The organism is Nocardia sp. NBC_00403, from assembly GCF_036046055.1.
Classification (GTDB): Bacteria; Actinomycetota; Actinomycetes; order Mycobacteriales; family Mycobacteriaceae; genus Nocardia.
This window is the reverse complement of record NZ_CP107939.1, coordinates 6,800,632-6,819,312: the sequence shown is the minus strand read 5'-3', so window position 1 is coordinate 6,819,312 and position 18,681 is coordinate 6,800,632. Positions and strand designations below refer to the sequence as shown.

Genomic DNA, 18,681 nt, shown 5'->3' with positions numbered 1-18,681 from the left:
CGTTATCTACAGCCCCATGTTCTTGGCGATGATCATCTTCATCACCTCGGAGGTGCCGCCATAGATACGGTTGACGCGGTTGTCGGCATAGAGCCGGGCCACCGGGTACTCGTTGATATAGCCGTAGCCACCGTGCAGCTGCAGGCATCGGTCGATCACGCGGGATGCGACCTCGGTGCAGAACAGTTTTGCCGAGGCAGCATCGGCAGCTGAAAGCTCGCCCAGGTCATGGGCTTCCAATGCCCGATCGACTACTGCCTCGGCGGCGTCGACCTCGGCCTGGCAGGCCGCAAGTTCGAACTTCGTGTTTTGGAAACTGGCGACCGTCTTGCCGAAGACCGCGCGGTCTTGTGTGTATTGCTGGGCGAAGCCGACCGCGGCCTTCGCCTGGGCGTAGGCGCCTACCGCGATGCTGAGCCGCTCCTGCGGAAGATTCTGGCCGAGGTAGGAGAATCCCTTGTTTTCTTCCCCCAGCAGATCCTCGACGGGCACCTTCACATCGGTAAAGGTCAGCTCGGCGGTGTCGGAGACCTTGAGACCGAGCTTGTCCAGCTTGCGCCCGACGCTGTAGCCGGGTGACGTGGTGTCCACCACGAGAAGCGAGATGCCCGAGCGGCGGTCATCGTCGCGTGGGGGAGCGGTGCGAGCGCACACGATCACGCGGTCGGCGTGCACACCGCCGGTGATGAAGGTCTTGGCGCCGTTCAGCACGTAGTGCGTGCCGTCGTCGGCGAGTTTCGCTGTCGTTCGCATTCCAGCGAGATCGGAACCAGTGCCGGGTTCGGTCATCGCAATGGCGAACATGGTTTCCCCGGCTACGAATCCGGGCAACCAGCGTTGTTTCTGTTCCTCGGTCGCCAGCGTCTTCAGATACGGAAGGCACAGCGCAACGTGCACTCCGCTGCCGCCGAAGGACACGGCTGCGCGTGCGAGCTCCTCGGTGATGACGGCCTGGAATTTGAACGACTCGATGTCCGCACCGCCGTACTCGCTCGGTACCTCGATACCGAAGACGCCGAGTTCGCCGAGCTTGTGGTAGAAGTCACGAGGCACGATCCCGTCCTCGTACCACTTGTCGTACACCGGTACGACCTCGGATTCGACGAATGCCCGGATGGTCTCCCGGAACGCCTCGTGATCGACATCGAAAACTGTTCTGCGCATTGATATCTCCTGGTCGTGCAGATTAGAGACGGCGGCCGCCGTCGACGTAGATGGTCTGGCCGGTGACGAATGCGGCATTATCGGAGGCAAGGAACGCGACGACACTCGCTATGTCCGACGGCTGCCCGACCCGGCGCAACGGCGTGATTTCCGCGGTCTTGGCCTGCAGTTCCTCGGCGGTGACTCCGATGCGGGCGGCGGTGTGCCCCGTCATGTCGGTGGCGATGAATCCGGGAGCGACGGCGTTGACATTGATGCCGTACGGCCCGAGTTCCATGGCGAGAGTGCGGGTCAACCCTTGGATGCCAGCTTTGGCGGCGGCGTAGTTGGCTTGTCCGCGGTTGCCAAGGGCGGACACACTCGATGTGTTGACGATCTTGCCGTAGCGCTGGGCGACCATCAGCTTCTGTGCAGCGCGGCTACACAGGAAGGCGCCGCGCAGATGGACCGACATGACCGTGTCCCACTCGTCGACCGACATTTTGAACAGCAGATTGTCGCGCAGTACGCCGGCGTTGTTCACGAGGATGTCCAGCGAGCCGAATTCGGTCACCGCCCGTTCGACTGCGGCCTCGACCTGTTCCTCATCGGTGACGTCGCATGCGATTCCGACCGCCCTCCCGCCTGCGGCAGTGATCGCGTCAGCTGTTGCTCGGCAGGCGGTTTCGTCGAGGTCGACGACGGCAACGGCGGCGCCGTCGGCGGCCAATCGTGCAGCGGTGGCGGCGCCGATACCGCGCGCCGAGCCGGTGACCAATGCGGTCCTGAGCTGGGCACTCATTCAATTCTCCTTGTCAGACAATGGCATTCACGCCAGTCAGTGCGCGGCCGATGAGCAGTTTCTGGATTTGGCTGGTGCCTTCATAAAGCGTGAGGACGCGGGCATCCCGCAGGTACTTCGACACGGGGTATTCGTCGATGTAGCCGTAGCCGCCGAAGACTTGGATGGCGTTGTTGGCCGCCTTGACCGCGACCTCGCTGGCGAACAGTTTGGCCATTGAGGCCTCGGTGCCGAAGGGTTTGCCGCGGTCGACGAGATCGGCGACCCGCCAGGTCAGCAGCCGCGCGGCGTCGACTTCGACGGCGATATCCGCGAGCAGTTCTTGTACGAGCTGATACGAGGCGATCGGCTTGCCGAACTGCTCGCGCTCGCTGGCGTAACGGACCGCAGCTTCGAGGCAGGCCTGGGCGAGGCCGACGCATCCGGCCGCGACGCCCATCCGGCCTTTGTCCAGCGCCGCCATCGCGATCTTGAATCCGGTGCCTTCGTCTCCGAGTCTCAGCGAATCCGGCACCCGGACTTGGTCGAAGGTCAGCTCGGCGGTTGCTTGTCCGCGCAGTCCGAGTTTGCCCTTGATTTCAGTGCCGGTGAACCCGGGGGAGTCGGTGGGCACCAGGAAGGCTGTGACGTCCTTGGGCCCTGGTCCGCCGGTGCGTCCGAAGACCAGTGCTACGTCGGCGCGAGTTCCGTTGGTGATGAACATCTTCGAGCCAGACAGCACCCAGTCGTTGCCGTCGCGCACGGCTTTGGTGGTCAGGTTCGCGGCATCGGAGCCCGTACCAGGCTCGGTCAGGGCGAAGCAACCCAATGCTTCGCCGGCGCAGAGCCGCGGCAGGAAGCGCTGCTTTTGCTCCCTGGTGCCGTACGTCGCGATGGACTTGGCGACCAGGCCGAGCGACACCGACACGATGCCGCGTACGGCGGAGTCGCCGCGTCCCAGCTCTTCCAGCAGCACGCAGTACGCCAGCGCGTCACCGTCGGATCCGCCGAACTCCTCGGAGACTCCGATGCCGAGGAATCCCATGGCGCCGAGCCTGCCGACGATGGCGGGGTCGACCGCCTCGGCTCGGTCCCATTCCGTGGCGTGGGGGACGACTTCCTTGTCTACCCACGACCTGGCTAGCTTGCGCAGCTCGCTGTGCGTATCGCCCAGTTCGAGATCCATCGCTCCACTCCTGAACCAAACAGTGTTAGGTTTATGTCGTCAAGTTATCCTAACGGCGTTTGGTTTTCAAGATTGGGTGATAGGTTCTGTTGGATGTCGGCGGTCGAGGGTGGAGGTGTGCGATGGCCAGGCCCCGAGTGCCGCTGCTGAGTAGGGAACGGATCCGAGCGACGGCGCTGGAGATGATCGACCGCGACGGTTTGCCCGAACTGTCGATGCGCAAGCTGGCGGCCGAGTTGGGAGTGCAAGCGGCTTCGCTCTACGGCCACTATCCGACCAAAGACGATCTGCTCGATGATGTCGCTCGTGGCATCATGAGCCGCGTCGATACCTCGGCGTTCGAGGGCGACGACTGGCGGGCGGCGCTGGAGTCATGGGCGCGTTCGTACCGGGCGGCGTTGGTCGCGCATCCGAACTTCGTCCCTTACCTGGCCTCCGGTCCGGGTCGGCGCGAGGAGAACCTGCGTGCTGCCGACGCAGTGCACGGCGGCCTGGTGCGAGCTGGATGGCCGCCGCGGCAGGCGACCATGATCGGAGCTGCCACCAGGTATGTAGTGATGGGCTCGACGATCGGCTCGTTCTCTCGCGGTTTCGTCGATGATGTGCAGGTGTATCGGGACCGCTACCCACACCTGGAGCAAGCGCACCTGCTGCGAGCCAAAGCCGATGAAATCGACGCGGAGAGTTTCGACTTGGTGCTGACCGCCTTTGTCGACGGGCTCGAGAACCGGTTCACGGCGATCCGGAAGCAACGAGCGCGGCGTCGAGCGAAGGTTGCCGAAGGCAAATAGTCGACCGTTGCAGGACGACTCGCATTTTGTGATCGCGCTGGTTAGCCCAGTGATGCCCGTTTGTCGGCCTGAGCGACCCGCGGCCAACGCCTGCGACGGCTCGCTGTTGATTCGAGCGCCGACACGGATCAGAAGGTACGTAATTCGGTGCGTGTGAGACCGGGGTCACCTGTACGTCGTGATACCGACCAACCGGCACGGTGGTTCGCGGGTGACCTCGGGGCTGTCTTGTTTTGGCGCGGTTGCGCACTGAGCTCGGACGGGCGGCATGACGGCCGCACCGGTGGTAACAACTCCGGATGGGAGGGGTGGGCTCTGTCTCTTGCATCGATCGGCGCATTCCTGACGTCGTTGGACCTGGTGACAGCGGGATGAATATGAGCGTTGCGAGCACAATAGAGAGACCGGTCTATTGATTATGTAAACTGGTCTAGTTAGGATCGGCGCATGGCGAAAGACACTAGGCAGCGGGTCCTGGACATGGCCGCCGGCTTGTTCCAGCGGCAGGGTTACAACGCGACCGGGCTGAACCAGGTGCTTGCGCAGAGTGGTGCCCCCAAGGGCTCGCTCTACTTCCACTTCCCCGGAGGTAAGGAGCAACTGGCATCCGAAGCGGTGTCGTTGGCCGGCGACCGGTTGGGTGAGGACCTGCGCGCCGTGCTGGCGAGCGCTCCTGACGTGCGGACGGCGATCATCCAGATGTGTGATTTGCTTGCCCGCAATCTCGAGGACTCCGGGTTTCGCGAAGGCTGTCCGGTTGCGACTGTGGCGTTGGAGGCTGCCTCTGACAGTGCGCAAATCCGGACCGCCTGCGACAGCGTCTATACCCGTTGGTTGGACGGCCTCGCCGGCTATTTGCGCTCACAGTCGGTTTCGAGCTCAGCGGCCGATCGGCTTGCGGCCCTGATTCTCTCGTCGTTACAGGGCGCGCTGCTCATTGCGCGGGTCAAGCACGACGTCTCCTGGGTGCTGACAGTCAGTACTGAGATTGCGGAAGTCGCGGCTCGAGCCGTCGACGGAAAGGAGTGAGATGAAGATTCATCACCTCAATTGTGGCTCTGTGCGCATGATTGAGCCCACGTACGAAGGCCTGGAGACCGCTCATGCGGTGAACCACTGCCTTCTCGTCGAGACGGACTCGGATGGTCTGGTGCTAGTCGAGACCGGACTTGGACTCGAGGACATCCGCAACCCACACACAGTGCTGGGAACGGCGTGGGTGACGGTGGCCGAGCCGGTGTTGTCCGAAGAAGAGACTGCCATCAGGCAAGTCGAAAAGCTGGGTTTCTCTGCCAAGGACGTGCGACATATCTTTCTCACTCACCTCGATATCGACCACTGCGGCGGTCTGCCCGACTTTCCCGACGCACAGGTTCATGTCCTGAAAGCCGAGATAGAGGCAGCCTTCGCGGAAGCACCGAGCTTTCGGTATCGGCCTGGACATTGGACGCACGGACCGAATTGGGTTTCCTATGCTCCAGAATCGAATGACGAGTGGTTCGGCTTCACTGCTCAGCAGGCGCAGGGGCTCTCCAGCGAAATTCTGATGGTTCCGCTCGGAGGCCATACCGCCGGTCACGCCGGTATTGCCGTTCGCACAGGTGAAAACTGGATCCTGCACTGCGGTGACGCGTACTACTACCACCGCGAATTGCAAGCGGACCCCCATCCGCACCCGGTGCTCAACCATATACAGACCACCGCCGAGGTCCATCACGACCTTCGGCTGGGCACGCAAGCGCGGCTGCGCGAGCTGGTTCGCGACCACAGTGACGACGTCACTCTCATTTCCGCTCATGATCCCTGGGAACTTCAGCGTCTTCAGACCGCAGGGCTCTGAAAAGACTAGATAGAGAGAAGTCGTCATGAACAACGTAGCTACCTCGACTGGCATGGCGTCCGTCAACGGCGCCGAGATCTACTACGAGCTGCGCGGTGAGGGACCGCCCGTTCTCTGCATCTCCGGTGGATTCGGAGATGGGGGTGCATGGGAGACCGTCGCCACCATGCTCGCCGATAGTCACACGGTCATCAGCTATGACCGCCGCGGCCATTCGCGGAGTCCTCGCCCGGAAGGATGGACGACGACTTCTATGGATGAGCAGGCGGCAGATGCCGCGGGCTTGATCGAGTCGTTGGGGCTCGGGCCGGTGGTGGTGTACGCCAACAGCCTGGGGGGTGCCATCGGATTGACTTTGGTGCTGCGCCGTCCCGAGCTGGTCCGGCTCGCGATCCTTCACGAACCGTTCCTGGCGTCGCTGCTCCCGGACCCGACCCAGGCAAACGCCCCATTGCGCGAGGCGGCGGGACCCTACGTCGCTGATGGAGACTTACGCGGTGCTGCGCACGCAGTGCTGCGGCTGCTGAATGGGGAGGAGGGCTACAGCAAGCTCTCTGACGCACAGGTCGAACGCATGCTGGGTAATGCTGAAACTCTCTTGGGAATCGACCTTCGGGGCTTGGCGACGCTGAACGTGGATATCGTCGAGCCGACCGTCCCCCTGACCATTGCACACGGAACCGAATCGTCGGAATTCCTTGTGGTTGGCGCCCGGCGACTTGCAGAAGTACTCGAAAAGGATCTCGTGACCCTCCCTGGTGCTCACGTCCCACAGGTCACCCACCCGTTGGCTGTCGCAGAGATCATTCGCCAGGTCGTTCGCGCGGCAAAGTAGGGCGTGACCGGTCTGGACGACCTGGATTGGCAGGCGGCCGCGGCGGCTGGAAATAGCCCGGGTAGCCCTGGGCGCCATCAGCGAAGTCCAGCAGTGATATTCGGCGTCAACGCTGTTGGCGCAAATTGAACGATACTGCCAGGCGTAGAAGGTCTGCGCGGTAAGGAAAGGCGCTGTAGATCATGTCGGTGACTGTTCTGGTTCCAGATGAGAACGGGCGGCGCGTACTCTCGCAGCTCGCCGGAGTGCGGGCGCTGCGTTTCGACCCCGGGGAACCGCTGCCGGACGGCGCTGGCGACGCTGAGGTGCTCGTGCCGCGGTTCCTGGCTCGCACTGCCGAGATGATCGATTTGATGCATGACTTACCGAATCTGCGACTGGTGCAACTACTTACTGCCGGTGCCGAGGATTGGATCGGTCGGCTGCCGGATGGCGTGATGTTGTCCAACGGCAGAGGAGCACACGGCGGCAGCGTTGCTGAGTGGGTCTTGGGCGTACTGCTGACGATCTATTGGGACTTGACGGATTTTGTCGATGCGCAACGCGATCGCCGCTGGGCGCATCATCGGACGGACGGTTTGCAAGGAAAGCGGATTCTCGTCATAGGTGCAGGTGACTTGGGGAGGACTCTGCAGCAACGGCTGGAGGTGTTCGACACCACAGTCACACTTGTCGGCACAGTCGCCCGGGGCCACGTGCGTGGTGTAGCCGAGTTGCCTGAGTTACTCGGCGAATGCGACGTCGTGGTTTTGATGGTGCCCGTAACCGCAGAAACCGTGGGCATGGTGGATGCGAAGTTTCTCGCCCGGATGACCGACGGCGCGGTTCTGGTGAACGCTGCACGAGGGCCTGTGGTCGATACCGAAGCGTTGCTGGCCGAGCTGAGCTCTGGCCGGTTGTGCGCCGCGCTGGACGTGACCGACCCGGAGCCATTGCCATCGGATCACCCGCTCTGGACGGCGCCAGGTCTGTTACTGACACCGCACATCGGAGGCAGCAGCCGAGGCAACTTCGATCGCGCCTATGCGATCGCGGCCGAGGAGATCACTCGATACGTGGCAGGGGAGAGGCCCAAGAACCTTGTGCTCGGCCAGTATTGATCGACGAGCGAGCAAGGGCGGCGGGTCTTCTTGCCGGGTCTCTTCGGCGTTGCTAACTGCTCGGACGGTGCGCAGGGACAGGGTGGTGTACAGGCACCGCTGCCGCTGTCGACGCGATCAGCACGGTGGCGCTTCTGCGGCCGGTATTGATCAGTTTATGGGTACGAGCCGAGTCGAAATGTATGGAGTCGCCGACCTGCAAAGCGATAGCCTTGTCGGCCAGGTCGAGTTGAATCTCGCCCGCCACGATGTGGAGCCATTCCTCGCCGCTATGTGTCGCGGGCGTCGTCCGATTGCCGCCTGGAAGCTCGAACTGGACGACCGCGATGGCGGCATCGGGACCGCTGAGTACCGCGTAGAGTCCTTCCTCCCCTTGATGTTCCATCGCAGCCCCGGCCCGGACCAGGTGATACTCCTTGTCGTCAGGCCCTTCGACAAGGTGGCTCAGAGAAACCCCGTACGCCTGGGCAATTTGAAGCAAACTGGCGATGGAGGGCTGCCGCGTTCCGCCCTCCAAACGGGACAGGTGTGCCGCGGAAATGCCGGTTTGATCAGCGAGCTGAGCGAGCGTGATATGGCGGTCGCTCCGAAATTTAGCCAGACGGCGGCTAACCCAGCTGTCGATGTCGGCGCTATCTTCCATGCCCCACACACTACCGACCTGATAGGCAAACTGTCGTGTCTCTCAGGTGGTGAGGTGAGATCGTGGGCGGTGTAGCAGGGGGAGTCTGTAACTTACCGGCTAACTTGCCTGAAAGGCAATTTATTTTGCCAGGAAGGTGATAGGCTGGGGGTATCAGCCCGATCAGGAGGATGAGTGAGATGACTGTCGCCGACGTCGAAGGGGACGATGTCCAACTGCTGGACCTTCCCGCATTGAATGAATCGAGCGAGTCTGTCGCCGCCTTGCGTCTGCATCGCAAGCAGCAACTCGCCGTTGCCTTTCGTATCTTCGCTCGCTACGGATTCGACGAGGGGATAGCAGGGCACGCAACGGTAAGGGATCCCGAGTTCCCCGACCGCTTCTGGGTAAATCCATACGGGTTGCACTTCTCACGTATGCGAGCCAGTGATCTTCTGCTCCTCGACGAAAAAGGTCATGTGGTCGAAGGTGGACGGCGAACCAATAAAGCGGCTTTCTGGATCCACTCATCGATCCACCGGGCTCGCGCTGATGTTGTGGCGGTCGTCCACGCTCACACGATTCACGGGCGTGCGTTCGCAGCGATGGACAAGCTGCTGGATCCGATCGTCCAGGAATCATGTGCCTTCTATGGCGACCACGTTCTTTTCGATGAGTACAAGGGCTTGGTGCTGGAGAAGGAGGAGGCACAGCGGATCGCGGAGAAGCTGAGTGATCGCCGTGCCGCGATACTGCGACACCACGGCCTGCTTACGGTAGGGCGCACAGTGGAAGAAGCGGCATGGTGGTTCATCGCGATGGACCGCGCCTGCCAAATGCAGTTGTTGGCCGATGCTGCTGGAAGCCCGCGCGTGATGACGGCGGAAGAAGCCAGCCTTGCGCACCGGCAATTCGGAAGCGCCAATATGGCGAAGCACAGCTTCAAGGTACTCAGCGATCTCGTCGTCGAGCAGGAGCCTGACGTGTTGGATTGATTTTGGTCGTCACGTACGAGAGCCGAGCATGTCATCGAATGCTTAGATCTATTGAACAGATTCAACTCATTATTTGCTTGAACAACTTGCGGTGATAGTTTGGATGGAATGTGAATCTGGTATCGCTAGACCTGGTAGCGGACTCCGGCAACCGGGAGATCAGCCCCCATCATAGGATCGGGCGGGCGCAGTCCGTATGAGGGTATTCGCCACATTCGATGACTTACGCTCCGCAGTCGGTACAGAGATCGGTGTCAGCGACTGGATCACGGTAGACCAAGAGCGCATCGACCGATTCGCCGCTGCGACTGGGGACCATCAGTGGATTCATGTGGACCCGGCTCGCGCAACGCATGGCCCGTACGGTGGCGCCATTGCACATGGGTTCCTGACTCTTGCTCTGCTCGCCCCGATGACCCAGCAGGTCATGCGAGTGAGCTGTGCCCGGATGGCTGTCAACTACGGACTCGGTAAGGTCCGATTCATCACTCCGGTACCGGTAGGTGGTCGGCTTCGCGGGTCTGTCATCCTCACCTCGGTAACCGATATTGCCGGTGGTGTTCAGGCCGAACGCACCGTTGTCATCTCCCTCGAAGGTGGGCAGCGGCCCGCATGCGTAGTGGAGAGTCTGGTGCGCTACTTGGCCTGAACGCGCGGCCTCGGTGTCGACGGCACCTGGGCGAGAAGAACATGAATGTTGTGTAGTCCAGCTGGATCGGCTCCCACTGACCTGGGGGCACACACCAGGGTCATCGGCGGGCTGGTCGCATGGCGCTTCGTGTCGACGCCGAAGGTAATCGCTGGACGAAATCGCCGATCCGTCCCGCGAAGCTCACGGCTGTGAAGGGACGCATCCGCGCCGCCCGGTTCCCGTCACGGAAGTCATTGGAGGAGTTCGACTTCGATCACCAGCGTTCCCTGGAGCGCGACACCATCATCCATCTGGGCACCCTGGATTTCATCACCGCCCGCGAGAACGTCGTGTTCCTCGGTCCGCCCGGGACCGACAAGACCACCTGTCGATCGGACTGTCCATCCACGCCGGCCACCGCGTCGCGTTCGGCACCGCCGCCGAATGGGTTGCCGACCTGGCTGAGGCCCTCTCCGCCGGAAAACTGCAGGCAGAGCTGATCAAGCTCTCCTCCCGCTGCGAACGCGCGAGCCTGATCGCGGCCATGATCGACCGTCTGGTCCACCACTGCGACAGTTCGTGCGGATTGCTCGGCCGCAGTATGTGAGTGGCCACCACCGGTCAAGCCAGGGTTGTTCACCGCGGAGAGAGCCCGAGCTGTCTAGCGTTGATACGGCTCCGGCCGTCTGGCGCGACCGGAGCCGTATCGGGTGTTCGTCGGATGTCAGCTGGTGGCTTTCATTGTGTGAATGCCTTCTCGAGCGCTGCCGCAGCATCGATTCGGGCTTGTTTGCTGTCGTCGAAGGGGTGCCGGACGAACTCGTGGATCATGCCGGTGTATCGGCTGACGGTCGCTGGCACGCCGGCCGCTTCGAGCCTGTGGCCGTACTGCTCGCCCTCGTCCCGCAGCGCGTCGGCTTGAGCGGTAACGATGAGTGCTGCCGGCAGCCCGGACAGGTCGGGAGCAAGCAGGGGAGAGACCCGCGGGTCGAGCTTCTCTTCTTCGTTGTTGAGGTAGTTGTCCATGAACCAGTGCTGAGTGTCCCGGCTGACGTTGCCGTACTTCCCGGCGTACTCGCGGATGGTGAAATTCGTTCTACGGAAATCGACGTCGGGGTAGATCAGGAGCTGGAAGGTCAAAGCTGGCCCGCCGTTGTCGCGTGCCATCTGCGCGACGACTGTTGCCAGGTTGCCACCTGCGCTGTCGCCGCCGACCGCGATTCGGTCAGCATCTCCGCCGAAGCTTGCGGCATTGTCTGCAACCCACTTGGTCGCGGCGAAGCAGGCCTCGGGCGCTGCCGGAAACTTGTGCTCCGGGGACAAGGGGTAGTCGACGGACACCACGATGCATTCGGCTCCGTTTGCCAGGCTGCGGGACAGGCCGTCGTGGGTGTCGAGATTGCCCAGCATGAAGCCGCCACCGTGGAAGAACACCAAGACGGGGAAAGGGGCGTCACCGCTCGGGGTGTAGATCCGGATCGGGATTGGGCCGATTGGTCCAGGAATGGTGCGGTTATTGATCTGGGCAACCGGCTCCGGCTCACCCAAAAGGGGGATCTGCCTGCGCAGACCTTCGCGAGCCTGCTCGGGTGTGAAGGTGTGCAGCTCGCCGAAATTGAAGCCGGCAAGCCGATCCAGGTAGGCCTGGACCTGGGGATGCAAGGAGATCGGGTCTTCTTCTGTAGCGGTCATGCGCCTATGATCCGACTTGAAGTCCGGTTCAAGTCAAGGAGTCCATGAACAATGTTGCTCGATATTGGCGAAGTGGCGGAACGAGCGGGGTTGGCGCCCTCCGCGCTCCGCTTCTACGAGAAGCGGGGCCTAATTGCCTCGCATGGGCGTAATGGCTTGCGCCGCACCTTCAGTCCTGATGTGCTCGAACGCCTATCGCTGGTAACGTGCGCACGTGCTGCGGGGTTCACGATCGCGCAGATCGCGCGATTCTTGGTGGCTACACCCAGCGATGCCGAACTGCGCACACAGATGGCCGAGAAGGCTCGTCAACTCGATGAGGACATCGCCGTTCTCAGTCGCATGCGAAACGGACTCCGCCACGCCGCGACTTGCTCATATCACCCGCTGGTCGAATGCCCCGATTTCAAACGTTCGTTCGCTGACTCCGGTCGCGGGTAGGTCTGGTGTTGCGACCTGCTGGCCAGTGGGCCGAATCATCCGGTAGTGGGTGAGCCGAGGTTCGCGGATGCTTGCATCCGCGCTGTCGGTCGGCTGCAGCGATCGCCCAATCAGCCCTGCCGGCCGTCAAGGAATGCGCGCCGTTCACTCCAAAGAAGCTCGTGTTCTCCGGATTTCAAATGCTGGCAGGGCTGGAGGCAGAGCAATCGAGTTCTGTCCCCTCCCAGAAGACCGTCGGAGGTGTTACTGCTGCCATGCTGGACGATATGTTGGTGATGCACGATGGCCCGCGCCGAGTGGTGATTGCCCCGGACAAGTTCAAGGGTTCGCTGACCGCGCCCGAGGTGGCAGCGGCGCTGGCGACCGGGATTGCACGGATGATCCCGGAGGCCGAGATTCGGCAGGTGCCGGTGGCGGATGGTGGAGACGGAACCGTCGAAACATTTCTTTCGGCGGGCTGGGAAGGTGTTCCGGCGCAGGCCCTCGGGGCGACCGGTGCAACCATTGACACGGTGTACGCCGTCCGCGGTGAGACTGCGGTGATCGAGCTGGCCGCAGTAGTCGGGCTGGCGAAACTCCCTGTCGAACAGCTGGACCCGCTCGGCGCGAGCACATTCGGGCTGGGCATGGTTATTCGGCATGCGCTGGATCGGGGTGCGCGGGAGTTGGTGCTGGGGTTGGGTGGAAGTGCCTCGACCGATGGTGGTGCCGGTATGCTGCGAGCCCTCGGTGTCCGGCTGCTCGATGCAGAAGGGGCGGAATTACCCAATGGCGGAGCGGCTCTCGCGCAGGTAGTGCAAGTTGATGCCAGCGGGCTTCATCCCCGACTGGCCGAGGCATCGGTCACTCTTGCCAGCGACGTGGACAATCCACTGCTTGGGCCGAACGGCGCCACGGCCGTTTACGCACCACAGAAGGGCGCCAATCCATCGGAATGCGCAATCTTGGAATCCGCTCTGGCGAACTGGGCTCGGCTGCTCGGACCGGACTTCGCACTCGAGCCGGGCGCCGGCGCCGCGGGCGGGACTGGCTTCGGTGCCATGGCGCTCCTTCGCGCCCAGGTACGCTCCGGCATCGAGGTTGTGCTCGAACTGATCGACTTCGAGGCCCTCCTTGATGGCGCGGATCTCGTAATCACCGGTGAGGGTTCGTTGGATGCCCAGAGTCTTCACGGCAAGGCCCCGATCGGGGTTTGCGCTGTGGCTCGCAAGACCGGTACCCCGGTGATTGCCGTTGCCGGCCAGTCAGTTCTCAGCGCGCATCAGATAAAAGCGGCCGGGTTCGCTGATTGCTATAGCCTTGCTGATCTGGAGCCCGACGTGACGCGTTCGATCGCGCATGCTGCGCCGTTGTTGGCTCGTGTCGGTGAACGGATCGCGGCCGGGAATCTACGAAAGTAAAGTCGCGCACGTCATCGTCGACTACGGATCAAGGCTAGTTCAGAATCGTAAACCAGTCGGTGACGCTCACGCGTTAGCCGGACCAGCCCGCACAGCGTGGTCGCCGACTTCTTGACAACCGGCCATCCACCGGACTGCAGATGCACATGTCCATACGCCGTCACCTACATGGTCTATTGAAATGCGAAATGGACGATATTTCTGACCACGCAGAACGGACGTTCGCAATTCGCGGATGCTCCTGTTCCAGGTTCTGACCGAGCGGGAGGAGAAGAACGGCGTCGCTATAGCATCCAACGCGTCGTTCGGGAAAGCACACATGTTGCCGCGAACTCATGCGGGTGCCGCCTAAACGGCACAGGTTCAATGGCTGTCGCTGGTGATCAGCGTGGTCTCGTCCGGGATCGTCGCGACGAAGTGGGGCTTCCAGCAGTCTGATTCCCGGGTGGCGATCTCGGTTTGGCAGCCGGAGCAGACGAGATTTGGGCCGTGGGTCCCGTCGGGGCCGCAGCAGCCAACCCAGCGGTTGGGGTCTGGATCGCGGGCTGCGCCGGTGACGTCGTCGGGATGCAGGATGAAGCCCTTGTTCCAGCTCACCGCGTAGGCGCCTCGAGCCATGAAGGGTTGTCCCGGGGTGTCGCGATCGGCTGAGGGGGCTGCAAGGTTGATGGGTGTGGTCAGACGTTTGCCGCATCGGGCGCAGACGAGGAAGGACACAGTTCCATCTTCGTGGATGTCCTGAGCCGGTCCGAACGTGTATGTGGCTGTGGGGTCGAATCGCTACGGGTTCGGTAGTCGGGTGGGGTCGATGGAGTCGGCTGGATAGATCAGGGGCGGCCTGCAATCGGCGAGCATCGCCGAACACCATCGAGTACATGTTGACCTCGTCGTCGCACTGTAGGCGCACGATCGGGACCGTGCGATGCGCGTGATCGCCATCCACGACCCCGATGAGAACCGCGCCTTTACCTCCGCGCGTCGACGGTCGCCCAGAGCAAGAAGGCCGCAGTAAAAGTCGTTCGCGGTGTCATCGCCGGGGAGTGTCTCCCGGACATGTGCAAGGGAGTCGGGCGTGCCTCTGACAGGAGCTGCTCAATTCAGCACGAATGCCTGAGTTCCGAGCACATTGCGTGCGATACGGATGGTGTGGGCTGCGTGGCGAAGGGATCCCAACTCGATGCTCGGATGTAGGTGGCTACGTATCGGCTACTGATGCGAGGACAGTTACGGAGCCGATCATGCTGATCTCGAACGAACGAACGAACGAACGAACGAACGAACGAACGACCGAGTCGCAGAGTCGGAACGGTGTCGCGAACCGACAGATGGCGACCTATACGGATGTTGAAAGGTTGAAACGACATGGTGTGCTGCGTGCTACTCGGCGAGCTGATGTTGTTGGGGCGGCATGGTGTGTGTCTGTCCAGGGCGGACAACGAGCCGTCTGTGTCGGCACACCGCCCTCCGGAATCGGTGGCGTCCAGCCATCTCGTTATAGCTCGCGACCTGCGCGGCCGACATGGTCACCACGTGGACCGTGGCAGCGTTCGGGCCGCCAGCATTCGGACTGTCCGGCGCATGATGCCCCATCAGTGCAGAGGTGGCGGGCAATGAACGAGATTCTGCCGTTGGCGTATGGTTACATCCGCCTGGATCTGGTCGGTCGCGACTCGACCTCCTGCGAGCAACGGTTATTGACGTTCGCCCGCGAACACGGATACGAGCTCGCGGCCGTGTTCCGAGAGCAGGCACCGCAGGCTGCGAAATTGCCGCAGGCATTCATAGATCTGGTCCATGAGTGCCGCCGAGCAGAGGCAAACACCGTCATCACATTGTGCGGGCACCTGGCCGGGATGTGGATGCCGCGTCTGTCTCTGCTCGATGTGCTGGCCGCTCGTGGCAACGCGCACGTATGTGAGCTACCGATGTGAAGGTGCTAGCCGAGGCCTGACGCAGTACCTCACGGCGTTCGTCCTCGCATCGGCCGGGATCGATCGTTCACTGGCAAGGCCCGAAAGCTATCGGCTGGAGCGTGATCAGTGCTGTCGGCCGAGCCGAGCGGCGCATCGCCCTTCGAGTGCGGTGAGCCGGATCTGATGCTCTCCGGTGGGTGGCATGCAGTCTCGACGACATCGGGCGACAGTGTCGTGTCGAGGCGAAAGTAGGCACCCCTCCGCGCCGGGTGCCCTCGAACACAAGGACGCAGCGATGTATCCACTACCGTCCCCGGACTGGATGCCATCCACGGTCATGACACCACCGAGCAACGACAGCCGCGGCGGCATCCGATCGCCGAGTGGGCGGAGGTGATGGCGTTCCTACATCTGCGTGCCCACGCACGATCGCCACGCCGAGCTGGTAAATCCGGGCCTTGCCCGCGGAAAACTTATCCACGCGATCGATGGGTGGACCGAATCGCATGTGCCGCAGCACCACAACGGTCCGGACCTACATACCGAAACTCCCGGCATGGTGATCGACCGGATCGTGCGCCTGCATCACCTGGCTACCACGAGACCCCAAGCTTCCGTGGTAGTGAATTCGACCTCATCGGGCATCGGATGCCTGCAGTGGTCTCGGTCTTCGGTCCACGACTTCGGCAGATGCAGTTCGCGATCGATGAGAGTGCGCCCTGGCCGGGGGTGTAGGCAGTACACGCCAAGCCGGCAATCTCGATCCGGTCAGCGGTTCCGGAGTATTGACGTTGCACCCCAGCGGATTTCGTGCCCACTCTTTAGGGATGCGGTCTCCCCCACGACCAGCACGCCGGCCGGCTCGCCCAAATGCTCGACGGCATAGGCTCGGACGTCGTCGGCGTCCCAGGCCGCCGTGTTCAGCAGCCGCTGCATCCCGGCCAGTTGGCGACCTCACCTACGGTCCGTCCTGCAGCTGCTCATCGCGGGGTTCGCGGCTGGTGTCGATGCCGTGATTCATTGCGCACCTCCCGCGGCCGTCGGGTGGGCCTTCCAGTTGAGCCCACGCCTGTCGCGCGGCGGCGGGGCCGTGCTCCCACTCGGCGCGGATGGTATCGACGATCGGCCGAGCCGCCGACATTGCCGGGCTCGCTGTACTGGGTGACTCGATCCGTACCGGACGCTTGATCGAATGCTGTGAGCGGGAAAGGCTTCGAGCCCAGGCTGTCGAGCAGTTTTCTGACGACGGGAGCCAAGAACTTGCCAACGGCCGGGGAGCGGGCATTTCAACAAATCATCCGAACAGGGCAGCGCCTGCCGCGCGCAGGTCGTCGGGTTGCGCGTCGCTGCAGATTCCCGCGAGACTGCGGGGTCGTGACCGTTATCTCGGGTGGACATACCAACATGGCGTGACCGAATTTGTTCGGTGGACCGGAAGGCGCTCCGCTCCCGGCAGGGACAGTCGCACCAGCTTGACGAGAAGGGGGTCGGGTCCGCATTCGACGAACCTGGCCGCTCCGAGGCTGTCCATACGCAGGACGGCGTCCTCGAATCGCACCGGCAGGACCAGCGCTTCGACCATTGCGGTCAGCAAATCGTCATCGTCGGAGCAGAACTGGTGCGTGGTGGCTGAATAAACTGGTGCGTGCAACCGATGCTGCGGTATGCGATCCAGTTCGGCGCGCAGGGGAGCAACCACGTCGTTCAGCATCGGGCTGTGGTAGGCAACGTCGATGGGGAGCCGAACGCAAACCACATCCTGCTGCTTCGCGTGCTCGGCAACTTGTCGCAACGCTGCCACCGGCCCCGAGAGCACGGTCCGATCGGGTGCGTTGATACATGCCACCGCCAGACCGGGATCACCCACGTCGGCCGCCACCGTCGCGGCAGCGGTCTCGTTCAGCTCCAGGGTCACCATGCCGCCTTCCGGTTGCCCGTACCGGCTGACGGCTTGTTCCTGGGCACGAATGATGCGGCGCCCGTCGTCGACCGTGAACGCTCCAGCGCAGACCAGCGCGGCGAGGAAACCGAGACTGTGCCCCAGTAGCGCGAACGGACGGCTATCCGCTACCGCGCAGCGGTAGCGGACGATCGCGTCCTCCATGAGCTGCTCACCGGTTTTGCCGTGCGCGCGCCCATAGCCAGGAAAGAGAAAGACCTCCTTCGATGTCACCATGACTCGGGAGTGCCCATACGGGACCGGACAGCGCCCACCGCGTAGAGCTTGGATGTGTGGCCCCAGCTGGCTCGCGCCGTGTCGAAGTAGCGGTCCAGTTCGGCGGCGAAACCCGGTTCGACTGCCTCTATAGCCGTCTGGTTGGCCGTGATTCGCTGCTGCCAGTGGTCCATTGTCCGGTCATAGTGCGAGGTGGTGTCGATAACCGATGCGATGCTGAACCCAGCATCCGAGATCTCGGCCACGAGCTGCGACAATGGCACCATCGCGGTGAATCCGAACAGGCCTAGCGCATGCATACTGGCAGGACGGGTAGCGAACTCGTCCAAATGCGTGGTGCTGCGATAGCAGAACGCCGAAATGAACAGCCGCCCGTCACGTTTGAGCAGCCGGTAGGCCTTGCGCAAGGGTTCACGGTGCTCCGGCAAATGCTCGACCACCTCGACCATCGCCACGGCGTCGAACCGGCGATCGTTCAGATCGGCCAACTGGAACGGCCCGACGACGACTTCCACCAGATCGGCCACTCCGGCAGCGCGCGCACGAGTACGAATGAACTCCGCCTGCACCGCCGAGGGGGTGACTCCCACAACACGACAACCGAATTCACGGGCCAGGTACAGGGTGAGGCTGCCCCACCCGCATCCGATATCCAGGACCTGCTCACCGCCGCGCAGCCGGAGCGACGCGGCGATCAGCGCCAGGCTCGCCTGCTGCGCCTCATCCAAGGATTCGTTACCCGTAGCGAACAGACCACAGGTGTATTTGACATCGGCGCCGAGAAAGGCGGCGAACGCCTCAGCGGACCGTTCATAGTGCAGATTGGTTGCCATGGCCGCCGCCTCGACCTCCGGCGTCGTGGTCATGCGGAACCATCCATGGCTGTGCGCACGAGAGCGGCGAGGTCCGCGACCGTTCGGGCGTCGCGGATCTCCTTGTCGTCCAGTTCGATGTCGAAGTGGCGTTCGAGCTGGCTGACCACGCGCATGAGTCGCACGGAATCGGCTCCTGGCAACAGGTCGAGCTGGTCATCGGGCTCGATCGGTTCTTCGCCCATCCGGAGGCTCTCACGGAGTACGTCTTGGACGGTGGTGAGAACGGCCGCCCGAGTATCTTCGTTCATTTCTGTTGCTTT

Annotated in this window: 19 protein-coding genes and 3 pseudogenes; 12 read left to right on the top strand and 10 right to left on the bottom strand. The window is 62.6% G+C overall.

The window, feature by feature from the left end; all coding sequences use genetic code 11:
• Positions 1 to 6: 6 nt before the first annotated feature.
• From OHQ90_RS30435 to OHQ90_RS30425, 3 genes are read right to left on the bottom strand one after another with little or no spacing between them, the layout of a single operon-like run.
• Entirely contained in the window at positions 7 to 1,164 is a 1,158-nt protein-coding gene (locus tag OHQ90_RS30435) for an acyl-CoA dehydrogenase family protein (protein WP_328403348.1), read from the bottom strand.
• Positions 1,165 to 1,186: 22 nt separating this feature from the next.
• On the bottom strand, positions 1,187 to 1,945 hold the full coding sequence (gene fabG, locus OHQ90_RS30430) for a 3-oxoacyl-ACP reductase FabG (protein ID WP_328403346.1): 759 nt from the start codon (positions 1,943 to 1,945) through the stop codon (positions 1,187 to 1,189).
• A 13-nt stretch (positions 1,946 to 1,958) separates the two neighbouring features.
• Positions 1,959 to 3,110: an acyl-CoA dehydrogenase family protein gene (locus OHQ90_RS30425; protein WP_328403344.1), complete on the bottom strand. Its 1,152-nt coding sequence runs from the start codon at positions 3,108 to 3,110 to the stop codon at positions 1,959 to 1,961.
• A 122-nt stretch (positions 3,111 to 3,232) separates the two neighbouring features.
• Here OHQ90_RS30425 and OHQ90_RS30420 point away from each other — a divergent pair, with 122 nt between their 5' ends.
• From OHQ90_RS30420 to OHQ90_RS30400, 5 genes are all read left to right on the top strand, one after another.
• Complete coding sequence (locus OHQ90_RS30420; RefSeq protein ID WP_328403342.1) at positions 3,233 to 3,901, top strand: TetR/AcrR family transcriptional regulator; 669 nt, start codon at positions 3,233 to 3,235, stop codon at positions 3,899 to 3,901.
• Positions 3,902 to 4,348: 447 nt separating this feature from the next.
• Positions 4,349 to 4,930 carry a TetR/AcrR family transcriptional regulator gene (locus tag OHQ90_RS30415; protein WP_328403340.1) on the top strand — a complete coding sequence of 194 codons (582 nt, stop codon included), beginning with the start codon at positions 4,349 to 4,351 and terminating at the stop codon, positions 4,928 to 4,930.
• Position 4,931: 1 nt separating this feature from the next.
• Positions 4,932 to 5,741, top strand: coding sequence for an MBL fold metallo-hydrolase (locus OHQ90_RS30410; protein ID WP_328403338.1), 810 nt, complete (start codon positions 4,932 to 4,934; stop codon positions 5,739 to 5,741).
• Between the two features lie 25 nt (positions 5,742 to 5,766).
• The gene (locus OHQ90_RS30405) at positions 5,767 to 6,576 is read left to right on the top strand and encodes an alpha/beta fold hydrolase (protein WP_328403336.1); all 810 of its coding nucleotides are present in this window, start codon (positions 5,767 to 5,769) and stop codon (positions 6,574 to 6,576) included.
• A gap of 182 nt (positions 6,577 to 6,758) precedes the next feature.
• A complete protein-coding gene (locus OHQ90_RS30400; RefSeq protein WP_328403334.1) occupies positions 6,759 to 7,676 on the top strand; it encodes a 2-hydroxyacid dehydrogenase in 918 nt (305 codons plus the stop codon).
• 52 nt (positions 7,677 to 7,728) lie between these two features.
• Here OHQ90_RS30400 and OHQ90_RS30395 read toward each other — a convergent pair whose 3' ends face one another.
• Positions 7,729 to 8,319 (bottom strand): helix-turn-helix domain-containing protein, encoded by a 591-nt coding sequence (locus OHQ90_RS30395; protein WP_328403332.1) that lies wholly within the window; start codon positions 8,317 to 8,319, stop codon positions 7,729 to 7,731.
• 179 nt (positions 8,320 to 8,498) lie between these two features.
• On the opposite strand from OHQ90_RS30395, the gene OHQ90_RS30390 reads away from it, so the two are divergent.
• The 3 genes and pseudogenes from OHQ90_RS30390 to OHQ90_RS30380 form a co-directional block, all read left to right on the top strand.
• Entirely contained in the window at positions 8,499 to 9,293 is a 795-nt protein-coding gene (locus OHQ90_RS30390; RefSeq protein ID WP_328403330.1) for a class II aldolase/adducin family protein, read from the top strand.
• A 196-nt stretch (positions 9,294 to 9,489) separates the two neighbouring features.
• Entirely contained in the window at positions 9,490 to 9,942 is a 453-nt protein-coding gene (locus tag OHQ90_RS30385; protein WP_328403328.1) for a MaoC family dehydratase, read from the top strand.
• Between the two features lie 200 nt (positions 9,943 to 10,142).
• A pseudogene (locus OHQ90_RS30380) lies at positions 10,143 to 10,498 on the top strand (ATP-binding protein); the annotation flags it as partial.
• 164 nt (positions 10,499 to 10,662) lie between these two features.
• Here OHQ90_RS30380 and OHQ90_RS30375 read toward each other — a convergent pair.
• Positions 10,663 to 11,616, bottom strand: coding sequence for an alpha/beta hydrolase (locus tag OHQ90_RS30375; RefSeq protein ID WP_328403326.1), 954 nt, complete (start codon positions 11,614 to 11,616; stop codon positions 10,663 to 10,665).
• Between the two features lie 51 nt (positions 11,617 to 11,667).
• Here OHQ90_RS30375 and OHQ90_RS30370 point away from each other — a divergent pair, with 51 nt between their 5' ends.
• The 3 genes and pseudogenes from OHQ90_RS30370 to OHQ90_RS39615 form a co-directional block, all read left to right on the top strand.
• Positions 11,668 to 12,057 (top strand): MerR family transcriptional regulator, encoded by a 390-nt coding sequence (locus tag OHQ90_RS30370; RefSeq protein ID WP_328403324.1) that lies wholly within the window; start codon positions 11,668 to 11,670, stop codon positions 12,055 to 12,057.
• A gap of 254 nt (positions 12,058 to 12,311) precedes the next feature.
• A complete protein-coding gene (locus OHQ90_RS30365) occupies positions 12,312 to 13,457 on the top strand; it encodes a glycerate kinase (RefSeq protein ID WP_328403322.1) in 1,146 nt (381 codons plus the stop codon).
• 223 nt (positions 13,458 to 13,680) lie between these two features.
• Positions 13,681 to 13,764: pseudogene (locus OHQ90_RS39615) on the top strand (IS21-like element helper ATPase IstB); the annotation flags it as partial.
• Positions 13,765 to 13,820: 56 nt separating this feature from the next.
• Here the strand turns inward: OHQ90_RS39615 and OHQ90_RS30360 are convergent.
• On the bottom strand, positions 13,821 to 14,174 hold the full coding sequence (locus tag OHQ90_RS30360; RefSeq protein ID WP_328403320.1) for a hypothetical protein: 354 nt from the start codon (positions 14,172 to 14,174) through the stop codon (positions 13,821 to 13,823).
• A gap of 893 nt (positions 14,175 to 15,067) precedes the next feature.
• Here OHQ90_RS30360 and OHQ90_RS30355 point away from each other — a divergent pair.
• The gene (locus OHQ90_RS30355) at positions 15,068 to 15,388 is read left to right on the top strand and encodes a hypothetical protein (protein WP_328403318.1); all 321 of its coding nucleotides are present in this window, start codon (positions 15,068 to 15,070) and stop codon (positions 15,386 to 15,388) included.
• A 600-nt stretch (positions 15,389 to 15,988) separates the two neighbouring features.
• Here OHQ90_RS30355 and OHQ90_RS30350 read toward each other — a convergent pair.
• The 4 genes and pseudogenes from OHQ90_RS30350 to OHQ90_RS30335 all read right to left on the bottom strand — a co-directional run.
• A pseudogene (locus OHQ90_RS30350) lies at positions 15,989 to 16,309 on the bottom strand (transposase); the annotation flags it as partial.
• A 442-nt stretch (positions 16,310 to 16,751) separates the two neighbouring features.
• Positions 16,752 to 17,546 (bottom strand): acyltransferase domain-containing protein, encoded by a 795-nt coding sequence (locus OHQ90_RS30345; RefSeq protein WP_328403316.1) that lies wholly within the window; start codon positions 17,544 to 17,546, stop codon positions 16,752 to 16,754.
• Positions 17,540 to 18,412, bottom strand: coding sequence for an SAM-dependent methyltransferase (locus tag OHQ90_RS30340; protein ID WP_328403314.1), 873 nt, complete (start codon positions 18,410 to 18,412; stop codon positions 17,540 to 17,542). The genes OHQ90_RS30345 and OHQ90_RS30340 overlap by 7 nt, the downstream gene beginning before the upstream one ends.
• A complete protein-coding gene (locus OHQ90_RS30335) occupies positions 18,409 to 18,669 on the bottom strand; it encodes an acyl carrier protein (protein ID WP_328403312.1) in 261 nt (86 codons plus the stop codon). Before OHQ90_RS30335 ends, OHQ90_RS30340 begins: the two co-directional genes overlap by 4 nt.
• Positions 18,670 to 18,681: the final 12 nt, after the last annotated feature.

What these genes read in the sequence shown, in the direction of transcription:
- OHQ90_RS30415 (WP_328403340.1), top strand. Translation starts at nt 4,349, where the DNA reads ATGGCGAAAGACACTAGGCAGCGGGTCCTGGACATGGCCGCCGGCTTG.
- fabG (WP_328403346.1), bottom strand. Translation starts at nt 1,945, where the DNA reads ATGAGTGCCCAGCTCAGGACCGCATTGGTCACCGGCTCGGCGCGCGGT.
- OHQ90_RS30370 (WP_328403324.1), top strand. Translation starts at nt 11,668, where the DNA reads ATGTTGCTCGATATTGGCGAAGTGGCGGAACGAGCGGGGTTGGCGCCC.
- OHQ90_RS30375 (WP_328403326.1), bottom strand. Translation starts at nt 11,616, where the DNA reads ATGACCGCTACAGAAGAAGACCCGATCTCCTTGCATCCCCAGGTCCAG.
- OHQ90_RS30410 (WP_328403338.1), top strand. Translation starts at nt 4,932, where the DNA reads ATGAAGATTCATCACCTCAATTGTGGCTCTGTGCGCATGATTGAGCCC.
- OHQ90_RS30400 (WP_328403334.1), top strand. Translation starts at nt 6,759, where the DNA reads ATGTCGGTGACTGTTCTGGTTCCAGATGAGAACGGGCGGCGCGTACTC.
- OHQ90_RS30395 (WP_328403332.1), bottom strand. Translation starts at nt 8,319, where the DNA reads ATGGAAGATAGCGCCGACATCGACAGCTGGGTTAGCCGCCGTCTGGCT.
- OHQ90_RS30385 (WP_328403328.1), top strand. Translation starts at nt 9,490, where the DNA reads ATGAGGGTATTCGCCACATTCGATGACTTACGCTCCGCAGTCGGTACA.
- OHQ90_RS30340 (WP_328403314.1), bottom strand. Translation starts at nt 18,412, where the DNA reads ATGACCACGACGCCGGAGGTCGAGGCGGCGGCCATGGCAACCAATCTG.
- OHQ90_RS30425 (WP_328403344.1), bottom strand. Translation starts at nt 3,110, where the DNA reads ATGGATCTCGAACTGGGCGATACGCACAGCGAGCTGCGCAAGCTAGCC.
- OHQ90_RS30355 (WP_328403318.1), top strand. Translation starts at nt 15,068, where the DNA reads ATGAACGAGATTCTGCCGTTGGCGTATGGTTACATCCGCCTGGATCTG.
- OHQ90_RS30405 (WP_328403336.1), top strand. Translation starts at nt 5,767, where the DNA reads ATGAACAACGTAGCTACCTCGACTGGCATGGCGTCCGTCAACGGCGCC.
- OHQ90_RS30365 (WP_328403322.1), top strand. Translation starts at nt 12,312, where the DNA reads ATGCTGGACGATATGTTGGTGATGCACGATGGCCCGCGCCGAGTGGTG.
- OHQ90_RS30390 (WP_328403330.1), top strand. Translation starts at nt 8,499, where the DNA reads ATGACTGTCGCCGACGTCGAAGGGGACGATGTCCAACTGCTGGACCTT.
- OHQ90_RS30335 (WP_328403312.1), bottom strand. Translation starts at nt 18,669, where the DNA reads ATGAACGAAGATACTCGGGCGGCCGTTCTCACCACCGTCCAAGACGTA.
- OHQ90_RS30435 (WP_328403348.1), bottom strand. Translation starts at nt 1,164, where the DNA reads ATGCGCAGAACAGTTTTCGATGTCGATCACGAGGCGTTCCGGGAGACC.
- OHQ90_RS30345 (WP_328403316.1), bottom strand. Translation starts at nt 17,546, where the DNA reads ATGGTGACATCGAAGGAGGTCTTTCTCTTTCCTGGCTATGGGCGCGCG.
- OHQ90_RS30420 (WP_328403342.1), top strand. Translation starts at nt 3,233, where the DNA reads ATGGCCAGGCCCCGAGTGCCGCTGCTGAGTAGGGAACGGATCCGAGCG.